Below are 26,603 nucleotides of genomic sequence, written 5' to 3'. Positions count from 1 at the left end.
TTTATGAAAAAACTGGAGAAGAGAATGAAAACCTTTATGTCACGTGCTGCGTTGGCTGGCCTGCTGATGGGCGTTTCGGTGCTGGCCAGTGCGGCTACGCCGGCACCCAAGGGTGCTGAAGTTTCCATTGTTTCTCCTAAAGATGGTGGGACTGTCCCGCAAACTTTCAAAATCAAATTCGCTGTCGAGAACGTTGCGTTGGCGCCAGCGGGCGATACCACCAAGAATACTGGCCACCACCATTTGCTGGTCGATGCCAAGGATGTAGTTGCAGCAGGGGCAGTCATCCCGGCAGATGCCAATCACGTTCATTTCGGCAAGGCGCAGACAGAAGCCGAGCTGACGCTGACACCTGGCAAGCACACCTTGCAGTTGGAGTTGGGCGACAAGAACCACATGGCCTTCGATCCGCCGATCGTCTCTGAGAAGATCACCGTCAACGTTAAGTAACGTTAGTAGCGCCCATGAAAAAGGAGACCCGAAGGTCTCCTTTTTTTGTCGCTCGATTCGCTATCAGAACAACACGCGGCAACGAATGGTGCCGTTGATGTGCTGCAGCTTCTCTTGCGCCAGGTCCGAGTACTCGGCGTCGACGTCGATGACCACGTAGCCGACTTTCTCGTTGGTCTGCAGGAACTGACCGGAGATGTTGATGCCGTTTTCGGCGAAGACCTTGTTGATCTCGCTCATCACACCCGGAATGTTCTCGTGGATGTGCAGCAGACGGTGCTTGCCAGGGTGAGCCGGCAGGGCCACTTCCGGGAAGTTCACGGACGATACCGAAGTACCGTTGTCGCTGTACTTGACCAGTTTTTCCGCCACTTCCAGACCGATGTTGGCTTGCGCCTCGGCGGTGGAACCACCGATGTGCGGGGTCAGGATCACGTTGTCCAGGCCACGCAGCGGGCTTTCGAACTCTTCGTCGTTGGAGCGTGGCTCCACCGGGAACACGTCGATGGCCGCGCCGATCAGGTGTTTGTCCTTGATCGCGTCCGCCAGGGCTTGCAGTTCGACCACGGTGCCGCGCGCGGCGTTGATCAGGATGCCGCCCTTCTTGATGGCGCGGATTTCTTTCTCGCCGATCATCCACTGGGTCGCAGCGGTTTCCGGAACGTGCAGGGTGACGATGTCGGACATGCCCAGCAGCTCGTGCAGGTTACCGACCTGGGTCGCGTTGCCCAGTGGCAGCTTGGTCACGGTGTCGTAGAAGTACACCTGCATGCCCAGGCCTTCAGCCAGAACCGACAGTTGCGTACCGATCGAGCCGTAACCGACGATGCCCAGCTTCTTGCCGCGGATTTCGAAGGAGTTGGCGGCGCTCTTGATCCAGCCGCCACGGTGGCAGGAAGCGTTCTTCTCAGGGATGCCGCGCAGCAACAGGATCGCTTCGGCCAGCACCAGCTCGGCAACGGAGCGAGTGTTGGAGTACGGAGCGTTGAACACCGCGATGCCGCGTTCGCGGGCAGCGTTCAGGTCAACCTGGTTGGTGCCGATGCAGAAACACCCTACAGCCACGAGCTTCTTCGCGTGATCGAAGATCTCTTCGGTCAGTTGAGTGCGGGAGCGAATGCCGATGAAGTGAGCATCGGCGATCTTTTCCTTCAGCTGGGCTTCCGGCAGAGAACCGGTGAGGTACTCGATGCTGGTGTAGCCCGCCGACTTGAGGACGTCGACAGCCGATTGGTGGACGCCTTCGAGAAGAAGGAACTTGATCTTGCTCTTATCGAGAGAAGTCTTGCTCATCTGCGTAAACCTGTATCCCGGAGAAAAATGGCAGGAAATAGCCAGCAGACGCTGACCCGGACGGCAGGAAAGCCGTCGCCGCAGAATTGCCTTTCGGCACTATGCTGCGGGGTCGGTATGCTAGCATATGCACCCCGCTAAACACTCATTCCTGCGACGTGAAGCGTTCTCAGGATGACCATGAATTGTTCGAGAGTTCTGTCGATGACCAATCCTGCCCTGATTGATGAGCTGAAGACCCTGGTTGAGCCTGGCAAGGTACTGACTGATGCCGACTCCCTGAATGCTTACGGTAAGGATTGGACCAAGCATTTCGCTCCGGCCCCGACGGCCATCGTGTTTCCCAAGACCACCGAACAGGTCCAGGCCATCGTCCTTTGGGCCAATAAACACAAGGTGGCGCTGGTGCCGTCCGGCGGGCGTACGGGGTTGTCCGCTGCGGCAGTCGCGGCGAATGGCGAAGTGGTCGTGTCCTTCGACTACATGAACCAGATTCTCGACGTGAACCTGACCGACCGCACCGCCGTGTGCCAGCCGGGTGTGGTCACCGAGCATCTGCAGAACGTCGCTGAAGAAAAGGGCCTGTACTACCCGGTGGACTTCGCTTCCGCAGGTTCGAGCCAGATTGGCGGCAATATCGGCACCAATGCCGGCGGAATCAAGGTCATTCGCTACGGCATGACCCGCAACTGGGTCGCCGGCATGAAAGTCGTCACCGGTAAGGGCGACGTACTGGAGTTGAATCGCGACCTGATCAAAAACGCGACCGGCTACGACCTGCGTCAGCTGTTCATCGGCGCGGAAGGTACCCTCGGTTTTGTGGTTGAAGCGACCATGCGTCTGGACCGCGCCCCGAAAAATCTCACTGCGATGGTGCTCGGCACCACCGATTTCGACTCGATCATGCCGGTGTTGCACGCATTCCAAAGCAAGCTCGACCTGACAGCCTTCGAATTCTTCTCCGACAAAGCCCTGGCCAAAGTCATGGGGCGCGGCGACGTGCCGGCGCCGTTCGAAACCGATTGCCCGTTCTACGCGCTGCTGGAATTCGAAGCGACCACCGAAGAAGTGGCCAACCACGCGCTGGAAACCTTCGAGCACTGCGTCGAGCAGGGCTGGGTGCTGGACGGCGTGATGAGCCAGAGCGAAACCCAGCTGCAGAACCTCTGGAAGCTGCGCGAATACATCTCCGAAACCATTTCCCACTGGACGCCGTACAAGAACGACATTTCGGTCACCGTGTCGAAAGTGCCGGCGTTTCTCAAGGAAATCGACGCGATCGTCGGCGAACACTACCCGGATTTCGAAATCGTCTGGTTTGGTCACATCGGCGATGGCAACCTGCACTTGAACATCCTCAAGCCGGATAACCTGAGCAAGGACGATTTCTTCGCCAAGTGTGCGACCGTCAACAAGTGGGTGTTCGAAACCGTCGAGAAGTACAACGGTTCGATTTCCGCCGAGCACGGCGTGGGCATGACCAAGCGTGACTACTTGACCTACAGCCGCTCGCCGGTTGAGATCGAGTACATGAAAGCCGTCAAAGCGGTGTTCGACCCGAACGGCATCATGAACCCGGGCAAGATTTTCGCTGTTTGAATCAACGAACCAGGAGTCGGTAATGAGCTATCAGCACCAGTATGTCGACGGTACGCGTATTCACTTCCCGCTGGGGAAAGTGGTGTGCATTGGCCGTAACTACGCCGAACACGCCAAGGAACTGGATAACCCGGTGCCGACCGAGCCACTGCTGTTCATCAAGCCCGGCAGTTGCGTCGTGCCGCTGGAAGGTGGTTTCAGCATTCCGACCGAGCGCGGTTCGGTGCATTACGAAGCGGAGATCGCCGTGTTGATCGGCAAGCCTTTGTCGACCAGACCGAGCCGTGAAGAAGTGCTCGATGCCATCTCCGGTTTCGCGCCGGCCCTGGACCTGACCTTGCGTGACAAGCAGGCCGAGTTGAAATCCAAAGGCCTGCCATGGGAAATCGCCAAGTCGTTCGACGGTGCGGCAGTGATTGCTCCGTTCGTGTCCGGCAGCACCTTTGCTGACCTGACTGACATCGGCATTCGCCTGACCATCAACGGCGAAGTCCGCCAGGATGGCAACAGCAGCGCAATGCTCAACCCGATCGTGCCGATGATCCAGCACATGGCCGGCTGCTTCTCGCTGCAGGCCGGTGATGTGATCCTCACGGGCACGCCGGTTGGCGTGGGTCCGTTGAATGTCGGTGATGAGCTGGTCATAGAATTGCCGGGCGCAAGCAGCTTTACCAGCAGCGTCCGCTAACCGCAACACCGCAAAACCCCTGTAGGAGCGAGCTTGCTCGCGATGAACCTGAGAGCCCCGCGGGGTGTCAGGTTTTCAGCGTTATCGTTAACGTCCATCGCGAGCAAGCTCGCTCCTACGGGGGGGGGGCGCGCGTGCATACGCAGGGCAATCCCGCCATTTGCCGTTTTTTTCACATCTTGTCTGGATAATTCCAGGGTTTCTGGCGTCTGAGCCGGTCCCAATTGTGCTATTACCCTTAGCCTGAATTTCTGGAACGCATCCCCGATGGCCATCCAACCGCTGCCCACGCTTAAAACTGCCCGTCGCCCGCGTTTTTTCATGCGTTGGTATGCCTGGCTGCTGCTGGCCGTCGCCGCCGCATACGGCCTTGCGTTTGCGATGCATTGGGATGACCGCGGTGTGCTCTGGGTGCTGGAGCGTTTCGAAAGCCAGGCCGAACGCCAGGAAAGTATCTGGCTCCCGGACTACCGCGCGGTGATCGATGCCAAGCCATTGCCGGGGATGGAAAAGGACGAAGCGTCCGACCTGGCCTACAACCCTCAAACCAAAACCCTGTTCTCGGTGATGGGCAAGAACCCGTTCCTGGTCGAGCTGACTTTGCAGGGCGATGTATTGCGCAAGATGCCGCTGGTGGGCTGGAGCAACCCGGAAGCGGTGACGGCCATGGGTAACGGCCTGCTGGCCATTGTTGATGAGCGTGAGCACGTGCTCACCATCGTCAAGGTCGATGCCGATACCCGCGAGCTGAACATCGCCAACTTCCCGAAGTACGATCTCGGTCCGTCGAAAGACCAGAACAAAGCGTTTGAATCGGTCGTGTGGGATGCGCGCAACCAGCAAATGCTGCTGGGTGAGGAGCGTCCGCCGGCGCTGTTCACCTGGAAAAGCAACGACGGTCAGACGCTCCCCGGTGACAAGCAGAAACTGAACAATGACGAACTGGACATCCGCAACCTGTCGGCCCTGGCCATTGACCCGCGCACCCGGCACACGCTGGCATTGTCCGCTGACTCCCATCTGTTGCTGGAGCTGGACGAGAAGGGCGAGCAGGTGAGTTTCATGACCTTGCTGGGCGGCTTCAATGGTCTGAAAAAGACCATTCCCCGTGCCGAAGGTGTGACCATGGACGACGCCGGAACCCTGTACATGGTGAGCGAACCGAACCTGTTCTATCGTTTCGAAAAGCAGCACTGATCCGCGAGATTTTGTAGGAAACGCGACGCTCAGTTGTAGGCCCCGGCTAATGGCCATTAAGCTTCAATTCAGACTGCCGTGGTATTTCATCCGCCCGTCCTGATTCCGAGCTTGCCTGAATGCGCCGACTTGCCCGTCCCAAACCCCTGATGCTGATTCTTTTGGTGGTTGCGCTGATCGTGCTGGTTGCGGTCGGCCAGTACCTGCGGCTGTTCGAGCGCACCTGGTTCAATCTGCACACGCTTTGGCAGCCGGAGAGCGAGCAGTCCATCGGTCTGGGTCACTACCAGGTCGCGGTCGAGGGTCGGGTCATCGAAGGCCTGGATGACGATGTATCGGCGCTGACCTTCGATCCGGTGCGCAAAAGCCTGTTCACCGTCACCAACAAAAACTCCGAACTGATCGAGCTGTCGCTGGAAGGCCAGATCATTCGGCGTGTCGCGCTGGTCGGCTTCGGTGATCCGGAGGCGGTGGAGTTCATCAGCGCCGACACGTATGTGATCACTGACGAGCGCCAGCAACGCCTGATCAAGATTCATCTGGAAAAGGACACTACGTTCCTCGACGCGGCGGAGGCCGAGCAGATGACACTTGGCGTGCACATGAGCGGCAACAAGGGCTTTGAAGGCCTGGCCTACGATTCGGTGGGCAAGCGTCTGTTTGTCGCCAAGGAGCGCGACCCGATGCTGATCTATGAGGTGCAGGGTTTCCCGCATTACAACCCGGAGAAATCCTACTCGGTGCACGTGGTCAACAACCCCAAGCGCGATGCCGGGATGTTTGTCCGAGACCTGTCGAGCCTGCAATACGATGAGCGCAGCGGCCATTTGCTGGCGCTGTCCGACGAGTCGCGACTGATTCTGGAGCTGGACGTGGACGGGCGACCACTGAGCACCATGTCATTGAACAAGGGGCGTCAGGGGTTGCAGAAGACGGTGCCGCAAGCGGAAGGGATCGCCATGGATGATGACGGCACGATGTACCTGGTGAGCGAGCCGAACCTGTTCTACGTCTTCAAGAAACCGACACAACCCTGACCAACACCACAACCCCTTGTAGGAGCAGAGCTTGCTCGCGAAGGCGGTGTTTCAGTCGGCATCTTTATTGACTGGCACGCCGCCTTCGCGAGCAAGCTCTGCTCCTACAAGGGGTTTTGTGAAAGGCTACTCGGCGCGCAGGGTCTTCACGCCTTCACTCGTACCCAGCAACAGCAAGTCCGCCGGACGCGCCGCAAACAAACCATTGGTCACCACGCCGACGATCGCGTTGATCTGCGTCTCCAGCTCCACCGGGTTGGTGATCTGCATGTTGAACACATCCAGAATGATGTTGCCGTTGTCGGTCAACACGCCTTCACGGTAAACCGGGTCGCCGCCGAGCTTCACCAGCTCGCGCGCCACGTGGCTGCGGGCCATCGGGATCACTTCTACCGGCAGCGGGAACGCGCCGAGCACCGGCACCAGTTTGCTGGCGTCGGCGATGCAGATGAAAGTCTTGGCCACGGCCGCGACGATCTTCTCGCGGGTCAGGGCTGCGCCGCCGCCCTTGATCAGGTTCAGGTGCTCGTCGCTTTCGTCGGCGCCGTCAACGTAGAACTCGAGGTCGCTCACAGTGTTCAGCTCATACACCGGAATGCCATGGCCCTTGAGGCGCGCGGCGGTGGCTTCGGAGCTGGCGACGGCGCCGTCGAATGCGCCTTTGTGCTGGGCCAACGCGTCGATGAAGCAGTTGGCAGTGGAGCCGGTGCCGACCCCGACGATGCTCTTGTCGTCAAGTTTCGGGAGGATGAAGTCGACGGCGGCTTGAGCCACTGCCTGTTTGAGTTGATCCTGGGTCATGCGGGCTCCGAAAGCGGGCAAGGGGAGAACGGAAAGGCCGGCATTATAGGCCCCGGGGCAGCCAAGGTCATTGCCCGATTGGCGGCTCAATGTCTTCCCCTATCCCTTGTAGGAGCGAGCTTGCTCGCGATGGAGGTTAACGATAACGCGTAAAACCAGATGCCCAGAGGCGCCTTTAAGTTTTTCGCGAGCAAGCTCGCTCCTACAGGTGGGATCTTTTTGTTGCCGTAAAGCCATCCGTTTAGTGTGGTCGCTCAGGTGAAAGCCGGGTTAGACTCCTTGGCCCTGCCCAACCCGCTCAGTGATGCTTTCCGATGCTCGAACAGTACGTCAAAAAGATCCTCACCTCGCGCGTTTATGACGTTGCCGTAGAAACCCCATTGCAGACTGCCCGCCAGCTCTCCGAGCGGCTGGGCAACAGCATTTTGCTCAAGCGTGAAGACTTGCAGCCGGTGTTCTCGTTCAAGATTCGCGGGGCCTACAACAAGCTCACGCAGCTGAGCGATGAAGAGCGCGCTCGTGGCGTAGTGACCGCTTCGGCGGGCAATCACGCGCAGGGCCTGGCCCTGGCGGCGAAAGTGCTGGGTGTGAAGGCCACCATCGTCATGCCCAAGACCACTCCCGAGATCAAAGTCGAAGGCGTGCGTTCCCGCGGCGGCAAAGTGGTGCTGCACGGGGATTCGTTTCCGGAAGCCCTTGCCTACTCGCTGAAACTGGTCGACGAAAAAGGCTACGTCTACATTCACCCGTACGACGATCCCCATACCATTGCCGGGCAGGGCACGGTGGCCATGGAGATTCTGCGCCAGCACCCTGGGCGTCTGGACGCGATCTTCGTTCCGGTGGGCGGCGGCGGGCTGATCGCCGGTATCGCGGCGTACGTGAAATACCTGCGCCCGGAAATCAAAATCATCGGCGTCGAGCCGGACGATTCCAATTGCCTGCAAGCTGCCATGGCCGCCGGCGAGCGCGTGGTGCTGCCGACCGTGGGCCTCTTCGCCGACGGCGTCGCGGTGGCTCAGATCGGACAGCACACCTTCGATATCTGCAAAGACTATGTCGATGAAGTGATCACGGTCAGTACCGACGAGATCTGCGCGGCCATCAAGGATATCTACGACGATACCCGCTCGATCACTGAACCTGCCGGCGCCCTTGGCGTGGCCGGGATCAAGAAGTACGTCGAGCAGCACGCCGTCACAGGCCACACCTTCGTGGCCATCGATTCCGGCGCCAACGTCAACTTCGACCGCTTGCGTCACGTCGCCGAACGCGCCGAGCTGGGCGAGGGCCGCGAAGCCATCATCGCCGTGACCATCCCCGAGAAGCCGGGCAGCTTCAAGGCGTTCTGCGAAGCCATCGGCAAGCGCCAGATCACCGAGTTCAACTACCGCTACAACACCGGCAGCGAAGCGCACATCTTCGTTGGCGTGCAGACGCACCCGGAAAACGATCCGCGCAGCGCGTTGCTTGCCAGCCTGACCGAGCAGGGTTTCCCGGTGCTGGACCTCACCGACAACGAACTGGCCAAGTTGCATATCCGGCACATGGTCGGTGGCCGCGCGGCGCAGGTTGTTGATGAAGTGGTGCTGCGCTTTGAATTTCCGGAGCGGCCAGGCGCGCTGTTCAACTTCCTCAGCAAGCTCGGCGGTCGCTGGAACATCTCGATGTTCCACTACCGCAACCATGGCGCGGCGGACGGTCGTGTGGTCGCAGGGCTGCAAGTGCCTCACGAGGAACGTCATCTGGTGCCGGCGGCGCTGGAAGAAATCGGCTACCCGTACTGGGACGAAAGCGACAACCCGGCCTATCAACTGTTTCTCGGCTGAGCGGCTACGCTGATGGGCAGGTCATAAGGAAATCGAACAATGGAAACGTTAACCGCCCTGAAAGTGGCACACATGGTGGCGACGGTGGTGTTGCTGGTGTGTGCGCTGGGCCTGGGGATCTGGGTCTGGCGGACGCGGCGTAACGGGGACGCAACGGCAGGCAGCCGAACGTTGCAACGGCCTCGCGTGTTCATTTGGCTGTTGATGGGCCTGGCGTTACTGAGCATGCCGTTCACCGGCTGGTGGATGGTGCATCTGGTGGGGTGGCCGTTGGGGCAGACCTGGTTGCTGGCTTCGAGTGTGCTCTACACCGTGGCGGCGTTGGCGTGGTTCTGGTTGCTGGTGCGGCTGAACAGGCTGCGCACTGCCCCGGGAGGCAACGGCAAGTTCACCTTCGCCCTGGCACTGTTCAGCTTTGTCTGTTTTATCGCCATTGCGGGGTTGATGGGCGCCAAGCCAGTGTAGGAGCGAGCTCGCTCGCGATGGTCGTTAACGAAAACGCGGGGCAACTGACTCCCCGCAGCGACCTTGAGTTTTTCGCGAGCAAGCTCGCTCCTACAGTACGGCGATCAATCAATCGCGCAACGACATCACCGGCCAACCGCGCTTCTCAGCTTCGGCGCGCAGATTCGGATCAGGATCAACCGCCACCGGATTCGCCACCTGCTCCAGCAATGGCAAATCATTCATCGAGTCGCTGTAGAAGTAACTGTCTTCCAGCGAATGTCCGGTTTCTTCCAGCCAGCGACTCAGTCGCGTCACTTTGCCTTCACGGAAGCACGGGATGTCGGTGCTGCGCCCGGTATAACGGCCATCGACCATTTCACACTCGGTGGCGATCAGGGTTTCAACGCCCAGGCGCTGGGCAATCGGCCCGGTGACGAAGCGGTTGGTGGCGGTGATGATCACCAGTTTGTCACCCGCCTCGCGGTGCTTGGCCAGCAGTTCGAGCCCCTTGGGCAGCACAATCGGCTCGATGCAGTCGCGCATGTAATCGAGGTGCCATTGATCCAGCGTGGCCATCTCGGTACGGCCGAGGACTTCCAGGCAAAAGTTCAGGTAGGCGGCGTTATCCAGCTTGCCGGCCAGGTAATCCTGATAGAACTCATCGTTGCGTGCCTTGTAGGCGACGGCGTCGAGGAAGCCGCGTTCGCACAGGTAATCGCCCCAGGCGTGGTCACTGTCGCCGCCCAAAAGCGTGTTGTCCAAGTCGAATAAAGCCAGCCGCATTGCAGTTACTCGCTGAAAAGTCTGTAGAAAGGCGTCCAGAATACGGACTTTTCACAAGAGTGCACATAAGGTAGGCCGGCTCGTTGCTGCCTTCACAACCTTTGTGGAACAATGCGGCGACATGCGTTTGCGAGGTTGTTGCCGTGATCGACCCCGATGGTTTCCGCCCCAATGTCGGGATCATTCTCACGAATGATGCCGGACAGGTGCTATGGGCTCGCCGTATCAATCAAGATGCCTGGCAGTTTCCGCAGGGTGGTATCAACCCCCAGGAGACGCCGGAAGACGCCTTGTACCGCGAGTTGAACGAAGAAGTGGGTCTGGAGCGCGAAGATGTTGAAATTCTCGCCTGCACCCGGGGCTGGTTGCGCTATCGTTTGCCGCAACGTCTGGTCCGAACCCACAGCCAACCGCTGTGCATCGGCCAGAAACAGAAATGGTTTCTCCTGCGCCTGATCTCCAACGAGCAGCGGGTGCGGATGGATTTGACCGGTAAACCGGAATTCGATGGCTGGCGCTGGGTCAGTTATTGGTATCCGTTGGGCCAGGTGGTGACATTCAAGCGCGAGGTGTATCGACGCGCTCTCAAAGAGCTTGCCCCGCGCCTTTTAGCGCGCGACTGACGACGGAGTTCGACCCCGAGCCATGCTCAATACGCTGCGCAAGATCGTCCAGGAAGTTAACTCCGCCAAGGATCTCAAGGCGGCGTTGGGGATTATTGTGTTGCGCGTCAAAGAGGCCATGGGCAGCCAGGTCTGCTCGGTCTACCTGCTTGACCCCGAGACCAATCGCTTCGTGCTGATGGCGACCGAGGGCTTGAACAAGCGCTCGATCGGCAAAGTCAGCATGGCACCCAACGAAGGTCTGGTCGGTCTGGTCGGCACGCGTGAAGAACCCCTGAACCTCGAAAACGCCGCGGATCACCCGCGCTACCGCTACTTCGCCGAGACCGGTGAAGAGCGCTACGCCTCATTCCTCGGGGCGCCGATCATTCACCACCGCCGCGTCGTCGGCGTGTTGGTCATTCAGCAAAAAGAACGTCGTCAGTTCGATGAAGGCGAAGAAGCCTTCCTCGTGACCATGAGCGCGCAGCTCGCCGGCGTTATCGCCCACGCCGAGGCCACCGGTTCGATCCGCGGTCTGGGCCGTCAGGGCAAAGGGATTCAGGAAGCCAAGTTCGTCGGCGTACCGGGCTCGCCGGGTGCGGCGGTCGGTACGGCGGTGGTCATGCTGCCGCCGGCCGATCTGGACGTGGTGCCGGACAAGACCATCGTCGACATCGAGGCCGAACTCGGGCTGTTCAAGACCGCCATTGAAGGCGTGCGCGCCGACATGCGTGCGTTGTCGGCCAAACTGGCCACGCAGTTGCGTCCTGAAGAACGTGCCTTGTTCGACGTCTACCTGATGATGCTCGCCGACGAGGCGCTGGGCAACGAAGTGACCACCGTGATCAAGACCGGTCAGTGGGCCCAGGGCGCGCTGCGTCAGGTGGTCACCGATCACGTCAACCGTTTCGAACTGATGGACGACGCCTATCTGCGCGAGCGCGCCTCGGACGTCAAAGACCTTGGCCGTCGCTTGCTTGCCTACTTGCAGGAAGAGCGTCAGCAGACCCTGGTCTACCCCGACAATACCATTCTGATCAGCGAAGAACTGACGCCGGCGATGCTCGGCGAGGTGCCGGAAGGCAAGCTGGCCGGTCTGGTGTCGGTACTCGGTTCCGGCAACTCCCACGTGGCGATCCTCGCGCGCGCCATGGGCATCCCGACGGTGATGGGCCTGGTCGACCTGCCGTATTCCAAGGTCGACGGCATCCAGATGATCGTCGACGGCTATCACGGTGAGGTCTACACCAACCCCAGCGAAGTGCTGCGCAAGCAGTTCGCCGAAGTGGTCGAGGAAGAGAAACAACTGGCCCTCGGGCTGGATGCGTTGCGCGACTTGCCGTGCGTGACCGTCGATGGCCACCGCATGCCGCTGTGGGTCAACACCGGCCTGCTGGCGGACGTTGCGCGGGCGCAGAAGCGCGGCGCCGAGGGTGTCGGTCTGTACCGCACCGAAGTGCCGTTCATGATCAACCAGAGGTTCCCGAGCGAAAAGGAGCAGTTGGCGATCTACCGCGAGCAACTCGCCGCGTTTCACCCGCAACCGGTCACCATGCGCAGTCTGGACATCGGCGGCGACAAGTCGCTGTCGTACTTCCCGATCAAGGAAGACAACCCGTTCCTCGGCTGGCGCGGCATTCGTGTCACCCTCGACCACCCGGAAATCTTCCTGGTACAAACCCGCGCGATGCTCAAGGCCAGCGAAGGCCTGAACAACCTGCGGATTCTGTTGCCGATGATCTCCGGCACCCATGAACTCGAAGAAGCCCTGCACCTGATTCACCGGGCCTGGGGTGAAGTCCGCGATGAAGGCTGCGACGTGCCTATGCCGCCGATCGGCGTGATGATCGAGATTCCGGCGGCGGTTTATCAGACCAAGGAACTGGCACGGCAAGTGGATTTCCTGTCGGTCGGCTCCAACGACCTGACCCAGTACCTGCTGGCGGTGGATCGAAACAACCCGCGGGTCGCCGACCTCTACGACTACCTGCACCCGGCGGTGCTGCAAGCCCTTCAAAGCGTGGTGCGTGACGCCCATGCCGAAGGCAAACCGGTGAGCATCTGCGGCGAAATGGCCGGTGACCCGGCGGCGGCGGTGCTGTTGATGGCGATGGGCTTTGACAGCCTGTCGATGAACGCCACCAACCTGCCGAAAGTGAAGTGGATGCTGCGTCAGATCAACCTGAGCAAAGCCAAGGAACTGCTCGCGGAGCTGATGACCATCGACAACCCGCAAGTGATCCACAGCTCGCTGCAGTTGGCGCTGAAGAACCTTGGGTTGGCGCGGATGATCAATCCGGCGGCGATCAAACCCCTCTAAAACACTGATGGCCCTTGTGGCGAGGGAGCTTGCTCCCGCTGGAGTGCGAAGCGCTCCCAATCTGGCCAAAGTTTTCATTCAGAAAACTTCATTTGCCATTTTGCGACTGCTGCGCAGTCGAGCGGGAGCAAGCTCCCTCGCCACAATTTATTGCCAGACTGTCAGATCTTTATCTCCACTTCCCCCAAATGCCCGCCATACGGCCCAAAACTCCGTTCAACCAGATGCCGCGTCCCGTCGGCATGAACAATCAACGCCGTACTCGCCCGCGTCCCGTAACTCTGGCTGGCAATAAACACACTCGATAACAACGTCTCGGTCGCCAAACCCACGCCGGTATCCGGCAGCTCCGCAAACGGCGCCGTCTGCGCATCACTCAGCAACGTCAATAACGCCTCAGGCTGCGGATCCTCCAGAACCGTCTCCAACGCCGCCCGTGCCTTGAGCAACTTCGGCCACGGCGTATCCAGTCCCGCATTCGATAAGCCATAAACACCCGGCTGCAACATCACCGCCTCAGTCGCCCGAGCGTTGTAATGCCACAACTCATTGGCATTGCCGATCAGCAGATTAAACCCGGCATATTCCAGCGAACGTCCGACAACGTCGCCCAAGTAGTCATCAATCGGCATTTCGCCATTGAGAAATCGCGCCACCAGTTCACCCCGGGATTTTCGGGCGGGCGGTTGATGAGGATCACGGATATTGGTCAGCGCCGCGAAGCGCCCGTTGGCGCCGACACCGAGCCAGGTGCCGCCGGCTTCCAGGTCGCGACCGGCGTAGACCTGCGGTGCTTCGGGCCACTGCGCCAGGGGCAGGCTGGGCCGGGCATAGAATTCGTCGCGGTTGGCCGCCACGATCAGCGGCTGGGGATGATCCGGGCGCCAGGCAAAGACAATCAGGCACATAAGGTGGTCCTTGTGTGTTTTTTTGCCCACTCTACGCAGTCATTGTGCTGGTATCCATCGCCATCCAGTGGAGCCCGAGGCCATGCATCCGTTACCATGCCGCTCGGTTTTGGGGTTGGGTGGGGAAACAGCGTGGAATTTCTGCTCTATCTGGCGCTCGGCGCCTGTGCCGGAGTGCTGGCCGGGCTGTTCGGCGTGGGCGGCGGGATCATCATCGTCCCGGTGCTGGTGTTCAGTTTCACCCTGCAGGGCTTCGATGCGTCGATCCTGACTCACCTGGCGGTCGGCACTTCTCTGGCGACGATTATCTTCACCTCGGTCAATGCGGTGCGCGAGCACCATCGCCACGGCGCCGTGCGTTGGCCGATTTTTGCCGGGATGACCGTCGGCATTCTGCTCGGTGCCGGTTTCGGTGCGCTGACCGCCGAAGCGATCTCCGGGCCCAACCTGCAGAAGATCATCGGCGTGTTCGCCTTGGTTATCGCCGTGCAGTTGGCGCTGGACGTCAAACCCAAGGCCAGCCGAACGGTGCCGGGGAAAGTCGGTCTGACCCTGGCCGGCAGTGTAATTGGCTGGGCCTCGGCGATTTTCGGGATTGGCGGCGGTTCGCTGACCGTGCCGTTCCTGATCTGGCGCAGTGTGCCGATGCAGCAAGCCGTGGCAACCTCGTCGGCCTGCGGTTTGCCGATCGCTTTGGCCAGTGCATTAAGTTTCATGATTCTGGGCTGGCACGATCCGTTGCTGCCGGCCCATAGTCTCGGTTTTATTTATTTGCCGGCGCTGCTGGGGATTGCCCTGACCAGCATGGTTTTCGCCCGCCTCGGTGCGCGACTGGCCCACAGGCTATCGCCGAAGTTGCTGAAAAGACTGTTCGCCGCTTTGCTGCTCTGCGTGGGTTTGAATTTTCTGATCTGACGCACAGCACAATCCTGGCTTAATCCTGAGGTGGCAGCGTCGCCCGGGAATTTTGAAAGTTTCAACTCTAACGAGGAGTCGCAATGCTGCCTTACCCGCAGATCGACCCGGTGGCCCTGGCTATCGGTCCGCTGAAAATCCACTGGTACGGCCTGATGTACCTGATCGGCATCGGCGGTGCGTGGCTGCTGGCGTCGCGCCGGCTCAACCGTTTCGACCCGACCTGGAGCAAAGAGAAACTCTCCGACATGGTCTTCTGGATGTCGATGGGCGTTATCGTCGGCGGTCGCCTGGGCTATGTGCTGTTCTACGATCTGAGTGCTTATCTGGCCAACCCGACGCTGATTTTCGAAGTGTGGAAGGGCGGCATGTCGTTCCACGGCGGCTTCATCGGCGTGATGCTGGCCGCGTTGTGGTTCGGTAAAAAGAACAACAAATCGTTCTTCCAGCTGATGGACTTCGTCGCGCCGATGGTGCCGATCGGCCTGGGCGCCGGGCGTATCGGCAACTTCATCAATGCCGAATTGTGGGGCAAGGCGACCGACGTGCCGTGGGCAATGGTCTTTCCAACCGATCCGGCGCAACTGGCGCGTCACCCGTCGCAGCTGTATCAGTTCGCCCTGGAAGGCGTGGCGCTGTTCGCCATCCTCTGGCTGTTTTCGCGCAAGCCGCGGCCGACCATGGCGGTGTCCGGGATGTTCGCGCTGTTCTATGGCATCTTCCGTTTCATCGTCGAATTCGTCCGCGTACCGGACGCGCAACTGGGCTATCTGGCCTGGAACTGGCTGACCATGGGCCAAGTGCTCTGCGTGCCGATGATCGTCGGCGGTCTGTTCCTGATCTGGCTGGCGTATCACCGCGCCCCGGCGACTCCAGCGGCAGCTGTATAAATTCGAACCCTGGGGCTCTGGCCCCGGGTTCAAGGACACAGGTAACTCATGAAGCAATATCTCGAACTGGTCGCCCACGTCATCAAGAACGGCACCAAACAAGCCAACCGCACTGGCGTGAACACCATCAGTTTTCCCGGCGCGATGCTGCGTTATGACCTGCAAGAAGGTTTCCCGGCGATCACCACGCGCAAGATGGCCTTCAAATCGGCCATCGGCGAGATGTGCGGTTTCCTGCGTGGGGTGAACAACGCCGCGGAATTCCGCGCGCTGGGCTGCAAGGTCTGGGATCAGAACGCCAACGAAAACGCGCAATGGCTGGCCAACCCGTTCCGCCAGGGTGAAGACGACCTCGGCGAGATCTACGGCGTGCAATGGCGCAAATGGCCAGCGTACAAGCAGATCCCGGTCAGCAACACCGCCGCCATCGAGCAGACCCTGAGCCAAGGCTACCGTCAGATCGCCGAAGGCGAAGAAGACGGCCAGGCGTACGTGGTTCTGTACAAGGCGATCGACCAGATTCGCCAGTGCGTCGACACCATCATCAAGGACCCGGGCAGCCGCCGCATCCTGTTCCACGGCTGGAACGTGGCGCAGCTTGATGAAATGGCCTTGCCGCCGTGCCACTTGCTGTACCAGTTCCACCCGAATGTCGAGACCAAAGAGATTTCTCTGACGCTCTACATCCGCTCAAACGACCTGGGCCTGGGCACGCCGTTCAACCTCACCGAAGGCGCGGCGCTGCTGAGCCTGATCGGTCGCCTGACCGGCTACACGCCGCGTTGGTTCACCTATTTCATCGGTGACGCCCACGTCTACGAAAACCATCTGGACATGCTGAACGAACAGCTCAAGCGCGAGCCGTTCCCGATGCCGAAGCTGGTGATCAGCGACCGCGTGCCGGAGTTTGCCAAGACCGGTGTTTATCAGCCGGAGTGGCTGGAGTTGATCGAGCCGAGTGATTTTTCGCTTGAGGGTTATCAGCATCACGCGCCGATGACCGCGCCGATGGCGGTCTAAAGAACGACCGCAGACCCTGTAGGAGCCGAGCTTGCTCGCGATGGCGGCGGCATATTCAACATTGATGTGCCTGACAAACCGCTATCGCGAGCAAGCTCGGCTCCTACAGGATTTTGTGGTGTTTTTAATGGCCGTGACTTCGGCCCACATGAGAATGCTCCACCTCCGTCGCCACAACCCCGCCACTCACTTCCAGCCGTTGCAAAATCCCGCACTGATCAATATCCGGCCCTTCTCCACAGCGTTGGCGCAGGTCGAGCAGTTGCGCCTGTAACGCCATCAACCCGTCGATCCGCGCCTTCACGTGGTGAATGTGCTCATCAATCAAAGCATTCACGCTTTCGCATTGATCCTGCGGACTGTCGCGCAAGGCCAGCAGGCTGCGGATTTCTTCGAGCGTCATGTCGAGGGTGCGGCAGTTGCGGATGAAGGTCAGGCGTTCGGCGTGGGCCTGGGTGTAGACGCGGTAGTTGCCGTCGCTGCGGGCCGGTTCCGGCAGGAGGTTTTCGCGCTCGTAATAGCGGATGGTTTCCACGGCGCAGTCGGTGAGTTTCGCCAGTTCTCCGATCTTCATGACGGCCATCTCCAAATTGGGTGCTTGACCCTATAGTGGCTACAGGGTCTTTACTTGGCAACAGGCACCTTCATGGACGCAACCAATGAGCGATTCCCTTCACACCCACAAACCCGAGGCTGATCACGATCACGATCACGATCACGATCACAGCCACAAGCTGCAGCCTGAGCAGAAGCATGACCATGGCGGCCACGGGGATTCGTGCTGTTCTTCCAAAGCGGCGGCGCCGTCGCTGATCAAGCTCAGCGAAGCGCCAACCGCCAATGCGCGGTTGAGCAGTTTCCGCATCGACGCGATGGACTGCCCGACCGAGCAGACGCTGATCCAGAACAAACTCGGCAAGCTTGCGGGTGTGCAGCAACTGGAATTCAATCTGATCAACCGCGTGCTGGGCGTCACTCATGACCTGCCGAGCACCGCGCCGATCATCGACGCGATCAAGTCCCTCGGCATGCTGGCCGAGCCGCTGGAGCAGGGCGTCGAAGCGCCTGCTCCCGCGTCCGAGAAAAAGCCGTGGTGGCCATTGGCGCTGTCCGGCGTGACCGCGCTGGCCGCCGAAGTGATTCATTTCACCAACGCGGCGCCCAACTGGGTCGTGGCGGTTATCGCGTTGATCTCGATCCTCAGCGGCGGTCTCAGCACCTACAAGAAGGGCTGGATCGCGCTGAAAAACCTCAACCTGAACATCAACGCATTGATGAGCATCGCGGTGACCGGCGCGATCCTGATCGGGCAGTGGCCGGAAGCGGCGATGGTGATGTTCCTGTTCACCGTGGCCGAGTTGATCGAGGCCAAGTCCCTGGACCGTGCGCGCAACGCCATCAGCGGGTTGATGCAGATGACCCCGGAGCAGGCCACGGTGCTGCAGGCCGACGGCAGCTGGATCTTGCAAGACGTGAAATCCATCGAGCTGGGCGCGCGAGTGCGGGTGCGACCCGGCGAGCGAATTGGTCTGGACGGCGAAGTCGTGTCGGGCAGTTCGACCATCGATCAGGCGCCGATCACCGGTGAAAGCCTGCCGGTTGAGAAAACCATTGGCGACAAGGTGTTCGCCGGCACCATCAACCAGGCTGGCTCCCTGGAATATTCAGTGACCGCCGCAGCCAATAATTCGACCCTGGCGCGGATCATCCACGCCGTCGAACAGGCGCAAGGCGCACGGGCACCGACCCAGCGCTTCGTTGACCAGTTTTCGAAAATCTACACCCCCGCCGTGTTCATCCTCGCCCTCGCGGTGGCGGTCATTCCGCCGCTGTTCATGGGCGCGCTATGGTTCGACTGGATCTATCGCGCGCTGGTGTTGCTGGTGGTCGCGTGCCCCTGCGCATTGGTGATTTCCACCCCGGTGACCATCGTCAGCGGCCTCGCGGCAGCGGCGCGCAAAGGGATTCTGGTCAAGGGCGGCGTCTATCTGGAAGGTGGTTACAAACTCGACTACCTGGCGCTGGACAAGACCGGCACGATCACCCACGGCAAGCCGGTGCAGACTGATTACCTGTCGCTTGACCCCACGGCCGATGCCTCGGCGCCGGCAATTGCGGCAGCACTGGCCGGTCGTTCGGATCACCCGGTATCGCTGGCCATCGCCAACGCCGCTGTGGATAAACCCTCTGCGCCGCTCGTTGTGGATAACTTCGAAGCCCTGCCCGGTCGCGGGGTGCGCGGTGAGATCAACGGTCAGACCTACCACTTGGGCAACCACCGTTTGGTGGAAGAGCTGAACCTGTGTTCGCCCGAGCTGGAAGAAAAGCTGTTTGCGCTGGAGAAACAGGGCAAGTCCGTGGTGCTGTTACTCGACAAATCCGGCCCGCTGGCGTTGTTCGCCGTGGCCGATACGGTCAAGGAATCCAGCCGCGAGGCGATCCGGCAGCTGCACGATCTGGGCATCAAAACCCTGATGCTCACCGGCGACAATGTCCACACTGCCCAGGCGATTGCAGCGCAAGTCGGCATCGACGAGGCCAAGGGTGATCTGCTGCCGACCGACAAACTGCAAGCCATCGAAGCGCTTTATACCCAGGGCCATAGCGTCGGCATGGTCGGCGACGGCATCAATGACGCCCCGGCGCTGGCTCGGGCAGAAATCGGTTTTGCGATGGCCGCCGCCGGCACCGATACCGCCATCGAGACCGCGGATGTCGCCCTGATGGACGACGATCTGCGCAAAATCCCCGCGTTCATCCGCCTGTCGCGGCAAACGTCGAGCATCCTCAAGCAGAACATCGCCCTCGCTTTGATCATCAAGGCTATCTTTCTTGGGGTAACCTTCGCCGGGATCGCCACCATGTGGATGGCGGTGTTTGCCGACATGGGCGTGAGCCTGTTGGTGGTGTTCAACGGTTTGCGTCTGTTGCGCAAATAATCGATGAGGAGCGGGTGTGCTGAGTGCCGAGCTGAAGGCGTTTTACATGGTGGCCCGCCTGGGCAGCATTACCCTGGCGGCGAAAAAGCTCGGCCTGAGCCAGCCCACGGTGACCACGCAGATCCGCAACCTGGAAAGCCAGTATTCGGTTGAACTGTTTTACCGTGGCGGCCGCCGCCTCTGTGTCAGCGACGAAGGCGCGCGGTTGCTGCCGATGGTCAAGGCGCTGTTGCAGCAGGAAGCCGACATCGAGTTTTTCCTGCGCAACAGCGGTCAGGTTCAGGGCACGTTGCGCATCGCCGCCACGGCGCCGTATTACATTCTCGATCTGGTGAAGACCTTCCGCGAGCGCTTGCCGCAAGTGGAAGTGTCGGTGGAAATCGGCAACTCGCAGCAGGTGCTGGAAGCCTTGGAGGATTACCGGGTCGATGTCGCCGCTTCCTCGCAACTGCTTGACGATGCGCGACTGATTCGCCGGGTGCTCGGCAGCGATCCGCTGGTGTTGGCGGTGCATCGCAATCATCCGTTGGCGGTGCACGATCATGTGCCGCTCAGCGCGTTGGCCGGGCATACGCTGTTGATGCGCGAATCAGGCTCGACCACTCGGCGTCTGACCGAAGAATTGCTGGCCAGCGCCGGGGTGAGTTTCGGGCCGTTGCTGGAGATTGGTAGCCGTGAATCGATTCGCGAGGCTGTACTGCGCAACATCGGGATCAGCATCATTGCCCGGCAGGAAGTGCCGCATGATCCGCAATTGCGCGTGCTGACCATCGAGAATGCGCCGCAGATTCCGGAGTATTTGTACTGCCTCAAGGAAAGGAAAGGGGCGCGGTTGCCGGCGGCGTTTCTCGGGTTGGCGCAGGAAATGGCCCCAGCCTGAGAATTGTAGTGAATCTTAGGGCCGCTCCTACAGGGGGATGCGATCAACTGTAGGAGCGAGGCTTGCCCGCGAAGGCGTCTGTCGGGACACCGCCGCACCAACCCAAATCCCCGAATACCACTATCAGCCGTTTTTGCCTCACTGCCACATGACGGACGCATTACGTCCCTAGGATGGCCTTCATCTGCTAGATGAGGCCTGTCCATGAACCACTCGATCGCAACTGCCCTGACCAACCCCGGCGCCCCGATGAAGGTGCGCGGCGTGCAGAAACGCTTTGGCGCCTTCACCGCGCTGGATAACGTTTCCCTCGACGTGGCGGCCGGTGAACTGGTGTGCCTGCTGGGTCCGTCGGGTTGTGGCAAAACCACCTTGCTGCATTGCATCGCCGGTCTGGAGAAACAGGACAGCGGCGAGTTGTACCTCGGCAATCGCGACGTTTCCCACCTGGCGCCTCAAGCCCGCGACTATGGAATTCTGTTCCAGTCCTACGCGCTGTTCCCCAATCTCACCGTCGAAGCGAACATTGCCTACGGCCTCGCCGGCAGCGGTCGCGATGAAGTGCGCAAGCGCGTCGGTCAGATGCTGGAGCTGGTCGGCCTGACCGGCAGTGAGAAAAAGTACCCCGGCCAATTGTCCGGCGGCCAGCAGCAACGTGTCGCACTGGCGCGTGCCTTGGCGCCGGCGCCTTCGTTGTTGCTGCTGGATGAACCGATGTCGGCCCTCGACGCCCGGGTCCGCGAGCATCTGTGCACCGAACTGCGCCAACTTCAACGCAACCTCGGTATCACCACCCTGATGGTCACGCACAATCAGGACGAGGCCATGCTGATGGCCGACCGCATCGCTGTGATGAACAACGGCAAGGTCGAGCAGTACGCCACGCCGCAGGAAATCTACGACCGCCCGGCCACGCCGTTCGTGGCGGAGTTTGTCGGTCAGGGCAACTGGCTGCCGTTCCACCGCAACAGCGACAGCCACGCCCAAGTCGGCGGGATGAACGTGCGCCTGGCGGACGGCAGTGCAAAAACCGCGTCGGGCCGGTTGTTCTGCCGCCCCGAGGCGATCAACGTCAACCCGCTGGTGCATGAGGAAAACCTGTTCCCGGCCAAGGTTCGCGAAATCACCTTCCTCGGCAACCGCTGCCGAATGAGCTTCGAACTTGATCAACTGCCGGGTCACGCATTACTCGCTGAACTGGCGCCGGAAGCCATGCCGCGCCTTGGCGCCCAGCAAATCATGGTCGCCTTGCCGCCGCGCAGCCTGCAGGTGTTTGCCTGATGAGCGCGAACATCGCGCTGCCGATACCGCACAAGCAGGTTCGGCAGACCTCCCGTGCCGAGATCGGCGACCGGGTGTTCATGGTCGGTGGCAAAGTGCTTTTGCTGGTGTTGCTCGGTATCGCGGTGTTGATGCCGTTGCTGGCAATCTTCTGGCGAGGCTTCAGTTCGGAGGCCGGGCAGGGCGGCGGTCTGGTGGCTGCGCGTGAATTGGTGACCAGTGCGAATTTCCACTGGCTGCTCGGCAACAGCCTGAAGGTTTCCCTCAGCGTGGCGGCGATTGTCGTACCGCTGGCTTACCTGTTTGCCTACGCCCTGCAACGCACGTTGATTCCGGGCAAAGGCATCTGGCGCGGCCTGTCGCTGTTGCCGCTGATGGCGCCGTCGATGCTGCCGGGTATTGCGCTGGTTTACCTGTTCGGCAATCAGGGCATGTTGCGCGGTTTGCTCTCGGACAATATCTACGGCTTCTGGGGCATTGTGCTGGGTGAGGTCATCTACACCTTCCCACACGCACTGATGATTTTGCTGTCGGCGCTGTCCCTGGCGGATGCGCGTCTGTTCGATGCCGCCTCCAGCATGGGCGCCAGTCCGGCCAAAGCCTTTCGCAGCATCACCTGGCCGGCAACCCGTCAGGCGGTGTTCGCAGCGTTCTGCCTTGTATTCACCCTGACCATCACCGACTTCGGCGTGCCCGTGGTGGTCGGTGGCGACTATCAAGTGCTGGCGCTGGAAGCCTACAAAGCGGTGGTCGGCCAGCAACAATTCGGACGTGGTGCGTTGATCGGCATGGTCCTGCTGCTGCCGGCGCTGTTCAGCTTCGCGGTCGATGCCTGGTTGCGTCGGCGTCACGGTGATTCCATGAGCGGTCGGGCGCAGGTCTTTCAACCGGCACCGTCGAAGCTGCGCGACGGCTGCTACCTCGCCATTGTGCTGCTGATCTGCGCGGTGTTGCTGCTGGTGTTCGGCATGGCGGTGTTCTCGTCGCTGGTGAAATTCTGGCCGTACAACCTGTCGCTGTCGCTCAACCATTACCAGTTCAACGACACGGCGGGCGGTGGCTGGCTGGCCTACGGCAACAGCGTGAAAATGGCCCTGTGCACAGCGTTGATCGGCAGCGTGCTGATCTTCACCGGCGCGTACCTGATGGAAAAAACCAAAGGGCAACGCGGACTGAATCTGACACTGCGCATGCTCAGTTTCGTACCGATGGCGGTGCCGGGTCTGGTGCTGGGCCTGGGTTATGTCTTCTTCTTCAACCTCACCGACAACCCGCTGCATGTGCTCTACGGGACCATGACCCTGCTGGTGGTCTGCACCATTGCTCACTATTTGACCACCGCGCAAATGACGGCGACCACGGCGCTGCGTCAACTCGACGCCGAGTTCGAAGCGGCCGCGCTGTCGCTCAAGGCGCCGCTGTATCGGCATTACCTGCGGGTTACCGTGCCGATCTGCCTGCCGGCGCTGCTGGACATCGTGCGCTACCTGTTCGTCTCGGCCATGACCACCGTCTCGGCGGCGATCTTCCTCTACAGCCCCGACACCATCCTCGCGGCAGTGGCGGTGCTGAACATGGATGACGCCGGCAACGTCGGCGGGGCGGCGGCGATGTCGACCCTGATTCTGTTCACCTCGGCGGGCGTGTCCCTGCTGCTGGCCTGGGCCTCGCGCGGTGTGTTGCGCCGCTCCCAGGCCTGGCGGCAGACCGCGCCCGGCAACTGACTCACACCCTCAACTCAACAACAGGAAAAGACCATGTTCAAGCCTATGGCCCTGGCCGCTGCTGTCCTCACCGCTTTCAGCCTGAACGCCTTCGCGGCGACCACCGAGTTGACGGTGTACACCGCCCTCGAAGCCGAGCAACTGAAGACCTACAAAGAAGCGTTCGAAAAGGCCAACCCGGACGTCGAGATCAAGTGGGTACGCGACTCCACCGGCATCATCACCGCCAAACTGCTGGCCGAAAAAGCCCGTCCACAGGCTGATGCTGTCTGGGGCCTGGCCGCTTCGAGCCTGGCGATTCTCGATCAGCAAGGCATGCTGCAAAGCTACGCGCCGAAGGACCTGGGCAAGATCGGCGGCAACTACCGCGACGCCGCCAACCCGCCAGCCTGGGTTGGCATGGACGTGTGGGCCGCGACCATTTGCTTCAACACCGTCGAAGCCAAGAAACAGGGTTTGACCAAGCCCGTTAGCTGGCAGGACCTGACCAAGCCTGAGTACAAAGGCAAGATCGTCATGCCAAACCCGGCCTCGTCCGGCACCGGTTTCCTCGACGTCAGCGCCTGGCTGCAAACCTTCGGCGAGAAGCAGGGCTGGCAGTACATGGACGACCTGCACCAGAACATCGGCCAGTACGTTCACTCCGGCTCCAAGCCTTGCAAACTGGCGGCTGCGGGCGAGTTCCCGATTGGTATTTCCTTTGAATACCCGGCCGTTCAGTTGAAGCGCCAGGGCGCGCCGCTGGACATTATCCTGCCGAAAGAAGGCCTGGGCTGGGAGATCGAAGCGACCGCTGTGATCAAGGGCACACCGCATGAAGACGCGGCGAAGAAACTGGCTGACTTCTCGGTCAGCCCGGCGGCGATGGAGCTTTATAAAGAGAACTTCGCGGTGCTTGCGCAGCCGGGGATTGCCAAGCCGCAGACTGAGTTGCCGGCGGATTATGAGCAGCGTTTGATCAAGAACGACTTTGCCTGGGCGTCGAAAAATCGCGACGAGATCCTGACCGAGTGGCGCAAGCGTTATGACGGCAAGTCCGAGAAAGTGGCTGCCAAGTAAGATCTCTATTGGCTGACAGGGCCCCTTCGCGGGCAAGCCTTGCTCCTACAGACTTATGTCGTTCGCAAATTTTGTATACGACACAACACCTGTAGGAGCAAGGCTTGCCCGCGATAGCGGTCTCAAATTCAGGACAAGTCCACATGACACACCCCAACGACATGCTGATCGTAGGCGCCGGCATCCTCGGCCTGTCCCACGCCTACGCTGCCGCCCGACGCGGTCTCAAGGTCACGGTTTTCGAACGCAGCGAAACCCCGCTCGGCGCCTCGGTGCGCAACTTCGGCCAGGCCCTCGTCACCGGCCAACCACCGGGCCCTATGCTCGAACTGGCCAAAGCCAGCCGCGAGATCTGGGGCCAATGGGCGCAACTGGCCGGCCTGCAGCTCAAGCGCAACGGCTCATACCTGTTCGCCCGCACCGAAGCCGAAGAACACCTGCTGGAAGCTTTTTGCACCGGACGAGCCATGGAACACGGTTACCGCGTCGACCTGCTGCGCGGTGCTGCATTGCGCGATTTATACGGTGGCCAGTTCAGCCATCACCGCGCCGCGCTGCACGGCATGGACGATCAACAACTGTATTCCCGCGAAGCGATCCCGGCGTTGGTCGATTACCTGCGCCGCGAAATGAACGTCGAGTTTCACTTCTCCACCCTCGTGCGCGACATCGAGCCCGGCCGCTTGCACAGCACCGCCGGCACCTTCAGCGCCGAGCAAATCATCGTCTGCTCCGGCCACGATTATCAGACCTTGCTGGCCGAGCCGATCGCTTCGCTTGACCCGCAAATCTGCCGGCTGCAAATGCTTCGCGCCCGCCCGCAGATCAACCTCAACCTGCAACACGCGCTGCTCACCGGTTTGAGTTGCGTGCACTACGGCGCTTTCGCCGATCTGCCGGAAGCGGCGGCGGTGCAGGCGCACATCCTGCGTGAAGAACCGCACCTGCACGAAAACGGCATTCACCTGCTGATCAGCCCGACGCCTTACGGTGAATTGATCATCGGCGACTCCCATCACTATGGCAGCGACGCCTCGCCATTCAACGCCGAGCAAGTGGACGACTGGATGATCGAACTGGCCGAGCAGACGTTGGGCTGCAAGGTGCAAGTGGTCGAGCGCTGGCAGGGTGTCTATGGATCCCGCGGGCCAGGACCGTTTTCATTCCTGCGGCCGATGCCGGGCGTGAGCGTGGCGCTGATGCACACCGGCGTCGGCATGAGTGTCGGGCCGGCCATGGCAGAACGTAATGTCGCGACTGTATTGGGAGAGCTTTGATGGACCGCACTGCGCAAGTGATCGACGAAGTATTCGCGCTGTACGAACGTTTTGGCGACAGCGATTACATCGGTGAGCCAGTGTCGCAGATCGAGCACATGTCCCAGGCCGCACAACTGGCCATGGCGGAAGGCTTCGATGACGAAGTGGTGCTCGCCGCGTTCTTCCACGACATCGGGCACATCTGCGCCGAGAGTGCGGAGAACATGGGCGGTTTCGGCGTGGTCAGTCACGAAAGGCTGGGCGCTGATTATCTGCGCCGCGCAGGTTTCAGTGAACGCGTGGCGCGGCTGGTGGAATACCACGTGCAAGCCAAGCGTTATCTGACGCTCAAAGAGCCTGGGTATTACGAACGCTTGAGCGAAGCCAGCCGTCGCACCCTGGAATACCAGGGCGGGGTGATGACTGAGGCGCAGGCGGAAGCTTTCGAGCAGGACCCGTTGTGCGAGGTCAGTTTGCGCATGCGCCAGTGGGATGAGCTGGCCAAGGAGATGTGGGTGCCGGTGATTGATCTTGGCATCTTGAAGGACAAGGCGTTGCGGCTGTTGACCGTGTAAAGCCTCGAAACCGAGTCGCTACCATCGCGAGCAGGCTCGCTCCCACAAGGGATTTGCGTCGGTCACAGATCCAATGTGGGAGCCTGCTCGCGATGGGGCCTGCC

General features: G+C 60.6%; 24 protein-coding genes. 19 read left to right on the top strand and 5 right to left on the bottom strand.

Annotation, left to right across the window (positions count from 1 at the left end; all coding sequences use genetic code 11):
* The first annotated feature begins 24 nt into the window (after positions 1 to 24).
* Complete coding sequence (locus ACA066_RS27605; RefSeq protein WP_497697387.1) at positions 25 to 450, top strand: DUF4399 domain-containing protein; 426 nt, start codon at positions 25 to 27, stop codon at positions 448 to 450.
* Positions 451 to 513: 63 nt separating this feature from the next.
* On the opposite strand, the gene serA is transcribed toward ACA066_RS27605, so the two are convergent.
* Entirely contained in the window at positions 514 to 1,743 is a 1,230-nt protein-coding gene (gene serA, locus ACA066_RS27600; RefSeq protein WP_084320376.1) for a phosphoglycerate dehydrogenase, read from the bottom strand.
* Positions 1,744 to 1,947: 204 nt separating this feature from the next.
* Between serA and ACA066_RS27595 the strand changes: the two genes are divergently transcribed.
* The 4 genes from ACA066_RS27595 (at position 1,948) to ACA066_RS27580 (ending at position 6,264) form a co-directional block, all read left to right on the top strand.
* A complete protein-coding gene (locus ACA066_RS27595; RefSeq protein ID WP_497697386.1) occupies positions 1,948 to 3,342 on the top strand; it encodes a D-2-hydroxyglutarate dehydrogenase in 1,395 nt (464 codons plus the stop codon).
* Positions 3,343 to 3,364: 22 nt separating this feature from the next.
* Positions 3,365 to 4,030, top strand: coding sequence for a fumarylacetoacetate hydrolase family protein (locus tag ACA066_RS27590; RefSeq protein ID WP_497400299.1), 666 nt, complete (start codon positions 3,365 to 3,367; stop codon positions 4,028 to 4,030).
* A 267-nt stretch (positions 4,031 to 4,297) separates the two neighbouring features.
* The gene (locus ACA066_RS27585; protein ID WP_497697385.1) at positions 4,298 to 5,227 is read left to right on the top strand and encodes an SdiA-regulated domain-containing protein; all 930 of its coding nucleotides are present in this window, start codon (positions 4,298 to 4,300) and stop codon (positions 5,225 to 5,227) included.
* A gap of 119 nt (positions 5,228 to 5,346) precedes the next feature.
* Positions 5,347 to 6,264 carry an SdiA-regulated domain-containing protein gene (locus ACA066_RS27580; protein ID WP_497697384.1) on the top strand — a complete coding sequence of 306 codons (918 nt, stop codon included), beginning with the start codon at positions 5,347 to 5,349 and terminating at the stop codon, positions 6,262 to 6,264.
* Between the two features lie 126 nt (positions 6,265 to 6,390).
* On the opposite strand, the gene rpiA is transcribed toward ACA066_RS27580, so the two are convergent.
* Positions 6,391 to 7,065 carry a ribose-5-phosphate isomerase RpiA gene (rpiA, locus tag ACA066_RS27575; RefSeq protein ID WP_497697383.1) on the bottom strand — a complete coding sequence of 225 codons (675 nt, stop codon included), beginning with the start codon at positions 7,063 to 7,065 and terminating at the stop codon, positions 6,391 to 6,393.
* 314 nt (positions 7,066 to 7,379) lie between these two features.
* Here rpiA and ilvA point away from each other — a divergent pair, with 314 nt between their 5' ends.
* Entirely contained in the window at positions 7,380 to 8,894 is a 1,515-nt protein-coding gene (gene ilvA, locus ACA066_RS27570) for a threonine ammonia-lyase, biosynthetic (protein ID WP_253405380.1), read from the top strand.
* 39 nt (positions 8,895 to 8,933) lie between these two features.
* Positions 8,934 to 9,359, top strand: coding sequence for a DUF2269 domain-containing protein (locus ACA066_RS27565; protein WP_497697382.1), 426 nt, complete (start codon positions 8,934 to 8,936; stop codon positions 9,357 to 9,359).
* Positions 9,360 to 9,467: 108 nt separating this feature from the next.
* Here ACA066_RS27565 and ACA066_RS27560 read toward each other — a convergent pair whose 3' ends face one another.
* On the bottom strand, positions 9,468 to 10,124 hold the full coding sequence (locus ACA066_RS27560; RefSeq protein ID WP_497697381.1) for a histidinol-phosphatase: 657 nt from the start codon (positions 10,122 to 10,124) through the stop codon (positions 9,468 to 9,470).
* 143 nt (positions 10,125 to 10,267) lie between these two features.
* Here ACA066_RS27560 and ACA066_RS27555 point away from each other — a divergent pair, with 143 nt between their 5' ends.
* Both ACA066_RS27555 and ptsP read left to right on the top strand, forming a co-directional pair.
* The gene (locus ACA066_RS27555; RefSeq protein WP_007897732.1) at positions 10,268 to 10,747 is read left to right on the top strand and encodes an RNA pyrophosphohydrolase; all 480 of its coding nucleotides are present in this window, start codon (positions 10,268 to 10,270) and stop codon (positions 10,745 to 10,747) included.
* A gap of 22 nt (positions 10,748 to 10,769) precedes the next feature.
* Positions 10,770 to 13,049, top strand: a complete 2,280-nt coding sequence (gene ptsP, locus ACA066_RS27550; protein WP_497697380.1) for a phosphoenolpyruvate--protein phosphotransferase — start codon at positions 10,770 to 10,772, stop codon at positions 13,047 to 13,049.
* Positions 13,050 to 13,210: 161 nt separating this feature from the next.
* On the opposite strand, the gene ACA066_RS27545 is transcribed toward ptsP, so the two are convergent.
* The gene (locus tag ACA066_RS27545; RefSeq protein ID WP_497697379.1) at positions 13,211 to 13,957 is read right to left on the bottom strand and encodes an NRDE family protein; all 747 of its coding nucleotides are present in this window, start codon (positions 13,955 to 13,957) and stop codon (positions 13,211 to 13,213) included.
* 132 nt (positions 13,958 to 14,089) lie between these two features.
* Between ACA066_RS27545 and ACA066_RS27540 the strand changes: the two genes are divergently transcribed.
* The 3 genes from ACA066_RS27540 to ACA066_RS27530 all read left to right on the top strand — a co-directional run bounded on the left by ACA066_RS27540 (position 14,090) and on the right by ACA066_RS27530 (position 16,782).
* Positions 14,090 to 14,872, top strand: a complete 783-nt coding sequence (locus tag ACA066_RS27540; RefSeq protein WP_497697378.1) for a sulfite exporter TauE/SafE family protein — start codon at positions 14,090 to 14,092, stop codon at positions 14,870 to 14,872.
* An 83-nt stretch (positions 14,873 to 14,955) separates the two neighbouring features.
* Positions 14,956 to 15,762, top strand: coding sequence for a prolipoprotein diacylglyceryl transferase (lgt, locus tag ACA066_RS27535; protein ID WP_497697377.1), 807 nt, complete (start codon positions 14,956 to 14,958; stop codon positions 15,760 to 15,762).
* 48 nt (positions 15,763 to 15,810) lie between these two features.
* Complete coding sequence (locus tag ACA066_RS27530) at positions 15,811 to 16,782, top strand: thymidylate synthase (protein WP_497697376.1); 972 nt, start codon at positions 15,811 to 15,813, stop codon at positions 16,780 to 16,782.
* Between the two features lie 124 nt (positions 16,783 to 16,906).
* Here the strand turns inward: ACA066_RS27530 and cadR are convergent, their stop codons facing one another.
* Complete coding sequence (cadR, locus tag ACA066_RS27525; RefSeq protein WP_214379574.1) at positions 16,907 to 17,356, bottom strand: Cd(II)/Pb(II)-responsive transcriptional regulator; 450 nt, start codon at positions 17,354 to 17,356, stop codon at positions 16,907 to 16,909.
* A gap of 85 nt (positions 17,357 to 17,441) precedes the next feature.
* Between cadR and ACA066_RS27520 the strand changes: the two genes are divergently transcribed.
* From ACA066_RS27520 to ACA066_RS27490, 7 genes are all read left to right on the top strand, one after another.
* The gene (locus tag ACA066_RS27520; protein ID WP_497697375.1) at positions 17,442 to 19,721 is read left to right on the top strand and encodes a heavy metal translocating P-type ATPase; all 2,280 of its coding nucleotides are present in this window, start codon (positions 17,442 to 17,444) and stop codon (positions 19,719 to 19,721) included.
* A 16-nt stretch (positions 19,722 to 19,737) separates the two neighbouring features.
* Positions 19,738 to 20,601, top strand: coding sequence for a LysR family transcriptional regulator (locus ACA066_RS27515; protein ID WP_497697374.1), 864 nt, complete (start codon positions 19,738 to 19,740; stop codon positions 20,599 to 20,601).
* Positions 20,602 to 20,805: 204 nt separating this feature from the next.
* Positions 20,806 to 21,882 (top strand): putative 2-aminoethylphosphonate ABC transporter ATP-binding protein, encoded by a 1,077-nt coding sequence (locus tag ACA066_RS27510; protein WP_497697373.1) that lies wholly within the window; start codon positions 20,806 to 20,808, stop codon positions 21,880 to 21,882.
* Entirely contained in the window at positions 21,882 to 23,606 is a 1,725-nt protein-coding gene (locus ACA066_RS27505) for a putative 2-aminoethylphosphonate ABC transporter permease subunit (RefSeq protein WP_497697372.1), read from the top strand. Before ACA066_RS27510 ends, ACA066_RS27505 begins: the two co-directional genes overlap by 1 nt.
* Before the next feature lie 33 nt (positions 23,607 to 23,639).
* Positions 23,640 to 24,665, top strand: coding sequence for a putative 2-aminoethylphosphonate ABC transporter substrate-binding protein (locus ACA066_RS27500; RefSeq protein ID WP_497697371.1), 1,026 nt, complete (start codon positions 23,640 to 23,642; stop codon positions 24,663 to 24,665).
* Positions 24,666 to 24,808: 143 nt separating this feature from the next.
* Positions 24,809 to 25,942 (top strand): TIGR03364 family FAD-dependent oxidoreductase, encoded by a 1,134-nt coding sequence (locus ACA066_RS27495; RefSeq protein WP_497697370.1) that lies wholly within the window; start codon positions 24,809 to 24,811, stop codon positions 25,940 to 25,942.
* Positions 25,942 to 26,499 (top strand): phosphonate degradation HD-domain oxygenase, encoded by a 558-nt coding sequence (locus tag ACA066_RS27490; RefSeq protein ID WP_497697369.1) that lies wholly within the window; start codon positions 25,942 to 25,944, stop codon positions 26,497 to 26,499. Before ACA066_RS27495 ends, ACA066_RS27490 begins: the two co-directional genes overlap by 1 nt.
* Positions 26,500 to 26,603 lie beyond the last annotated feature (104 nt).

Source organism: Pseudomonas sp. LBUM1651, from assembly GCF_059716135.1.
This window is presented reverse-complemented; position numbering and strand designations above follow the sequence as displayed.

Excerpts from the sequence above, each read along its gene's own strand:
- lgt (WP_497697377.1), top strand. The coding sequence starts at position 14,956 with ATGCTGCCTTACCCGCAGATCGACCCGGTGGCCCTGGCTATCGGTCCG.
- ACA066_RS27560 (WP_497697381.1), bottom strand. The coding sequence starts at position 10,124 with ATGCGGCTGGCTTTATTCGACTTGGACAACACGCTTTTGGGCGGCGAC.
- ACA066_RS27585 (WP_497697385.1), top strand. The coding sequence starts at position 4,298 with ATGGCCATCCAACCGCTGCCCACGCTTAAAACTGCCCGTCGCCCGCGT.
- rpiA (WP_497697383.1), bottom strand. The coding sequence starts at position 7,065 with ATGACCCAGGATCAACTCAAACAGGCAGTGGCTCAAGCCGCCGTCGAC.
- ilvA (WP_253405380.1), top strand. The coding sequence starts at position 7,380 with ATGCTCGAACAGTACGTCAAAAAGATCCTCACCTCGCGCGTTTATGAC.
- ACA066_RS27605 (WP_497697387.1), top strand. The coding sequence starts at position 25 with ATGAAAACCTTTATGTCACGTGCTGCGTTGGCTGGCCTGCTGATGGGC.
- ACA066_RS27500 (WP_497697371.1), top strand. The coding sequence starts at position 23,640 with ATGTTCAAGCCTATGGCCCTGGCCGCTGCTGTCCTCACCGCTTTCAGC.
- ACA066_RS27495 (WP_497697370.1), top strand. The coding sequence starts at position 24,809 with ATGACACACCCCAACGACATGCTGATCGTAGGCGCCGGCATCCTCGGC.
- ACA066_RS27510 (WP_497697373.1), top strand. The coding sequence starts at position 20,806 with ATGAACCACTCGATCGCAACTGCCCTGACCAACCCCGGCGCCCCGATG.
- ACA066_RS27490 (WP_497697369.1), top strand. The coding sequence starts at position 25,942 with ATGGACCGCACTGCGCAAGTGATCGACGAAGTATTCGCGCTGTACGAA.
- ACA066_RS27590 (WP_497400299.1), top strand. The coding sequence starts at position 3,365 with ATGAGCTATCAGCACCAGTATGTCGACGGTACGCGTATTCACTTCCCG.
- cadR (WP_214379574.1), bottom strand. The coding sequence starts at position 17,356 with ATGAAGATCGGAGAACTGGCGAAACTCACCGACTGCGCCGTGGAAACC.
- ACA066_RS27530 (WP_497697376.1), top strand. The coding sequence starts at position 15,811 with ATGAAGCAATATCTCGAACTGGTCGCCCACGTCATCAAGAACGGCACC.
- ACA066_RS27565 (WP_497697382.1), top strand. The coding sequence starts at position 8,934 with ATGGAAACGTTAACCGCCCTGAAAGTGGCACACATGGTGGCGACGGTG.
- ACA066_RS27505 (WP_497697372.1), top strand. The coding sequence starts at position 21,882 with ATGAGCGCGAACATCGCGCTGCCGATACCGCACAAGCAGGTTCGGCAG.
- ptsP (WP_497697380.1), top strand. The coding sequence starts at position 10,770 with ATGCTCAATACGCTGCGCAAGATCGTCCAGGAAGTTAACTCCGCCAAG.
- ACA066_RS27580 (WP_497697384.1), top strand. The coding sequence starts at position 5,347 with ATGCGCCGACTTGCCCGTCCCAAACCCCTGATGCTGATTCTTTTGGTG.
- ACA066_RS27545 (WP_497697379.1), bottom strand. The coding sequence starts at position 13,957 with ATGTGCCTGATTGTCTTTGCCTGGCGCCCGGATCATCCCCAGCCGCTG.
- serA (WP_084320376.1), bottom strand. The coding sequence starts at position 1,743 with ATGAGCAAGACTTCTCTCGATAAGAGCAAGATCAAGTTCCTTCTTCTC.
- ACA066_RS27520 (WP_497697375.1), top strand. The coding sequence starts at position 17,442 with ATGAGCGATTCCCTTCACACCCACAAACCCGAGGCTGATCACGATCAC.
- ACA066_RS27595 (WP_497697386.1), top strand. The coding sequence starts at position 1,948 with ATGACCAATCCTGCCCTGATTGATGAGCTGAAGACCCTGGTTGAGCCT.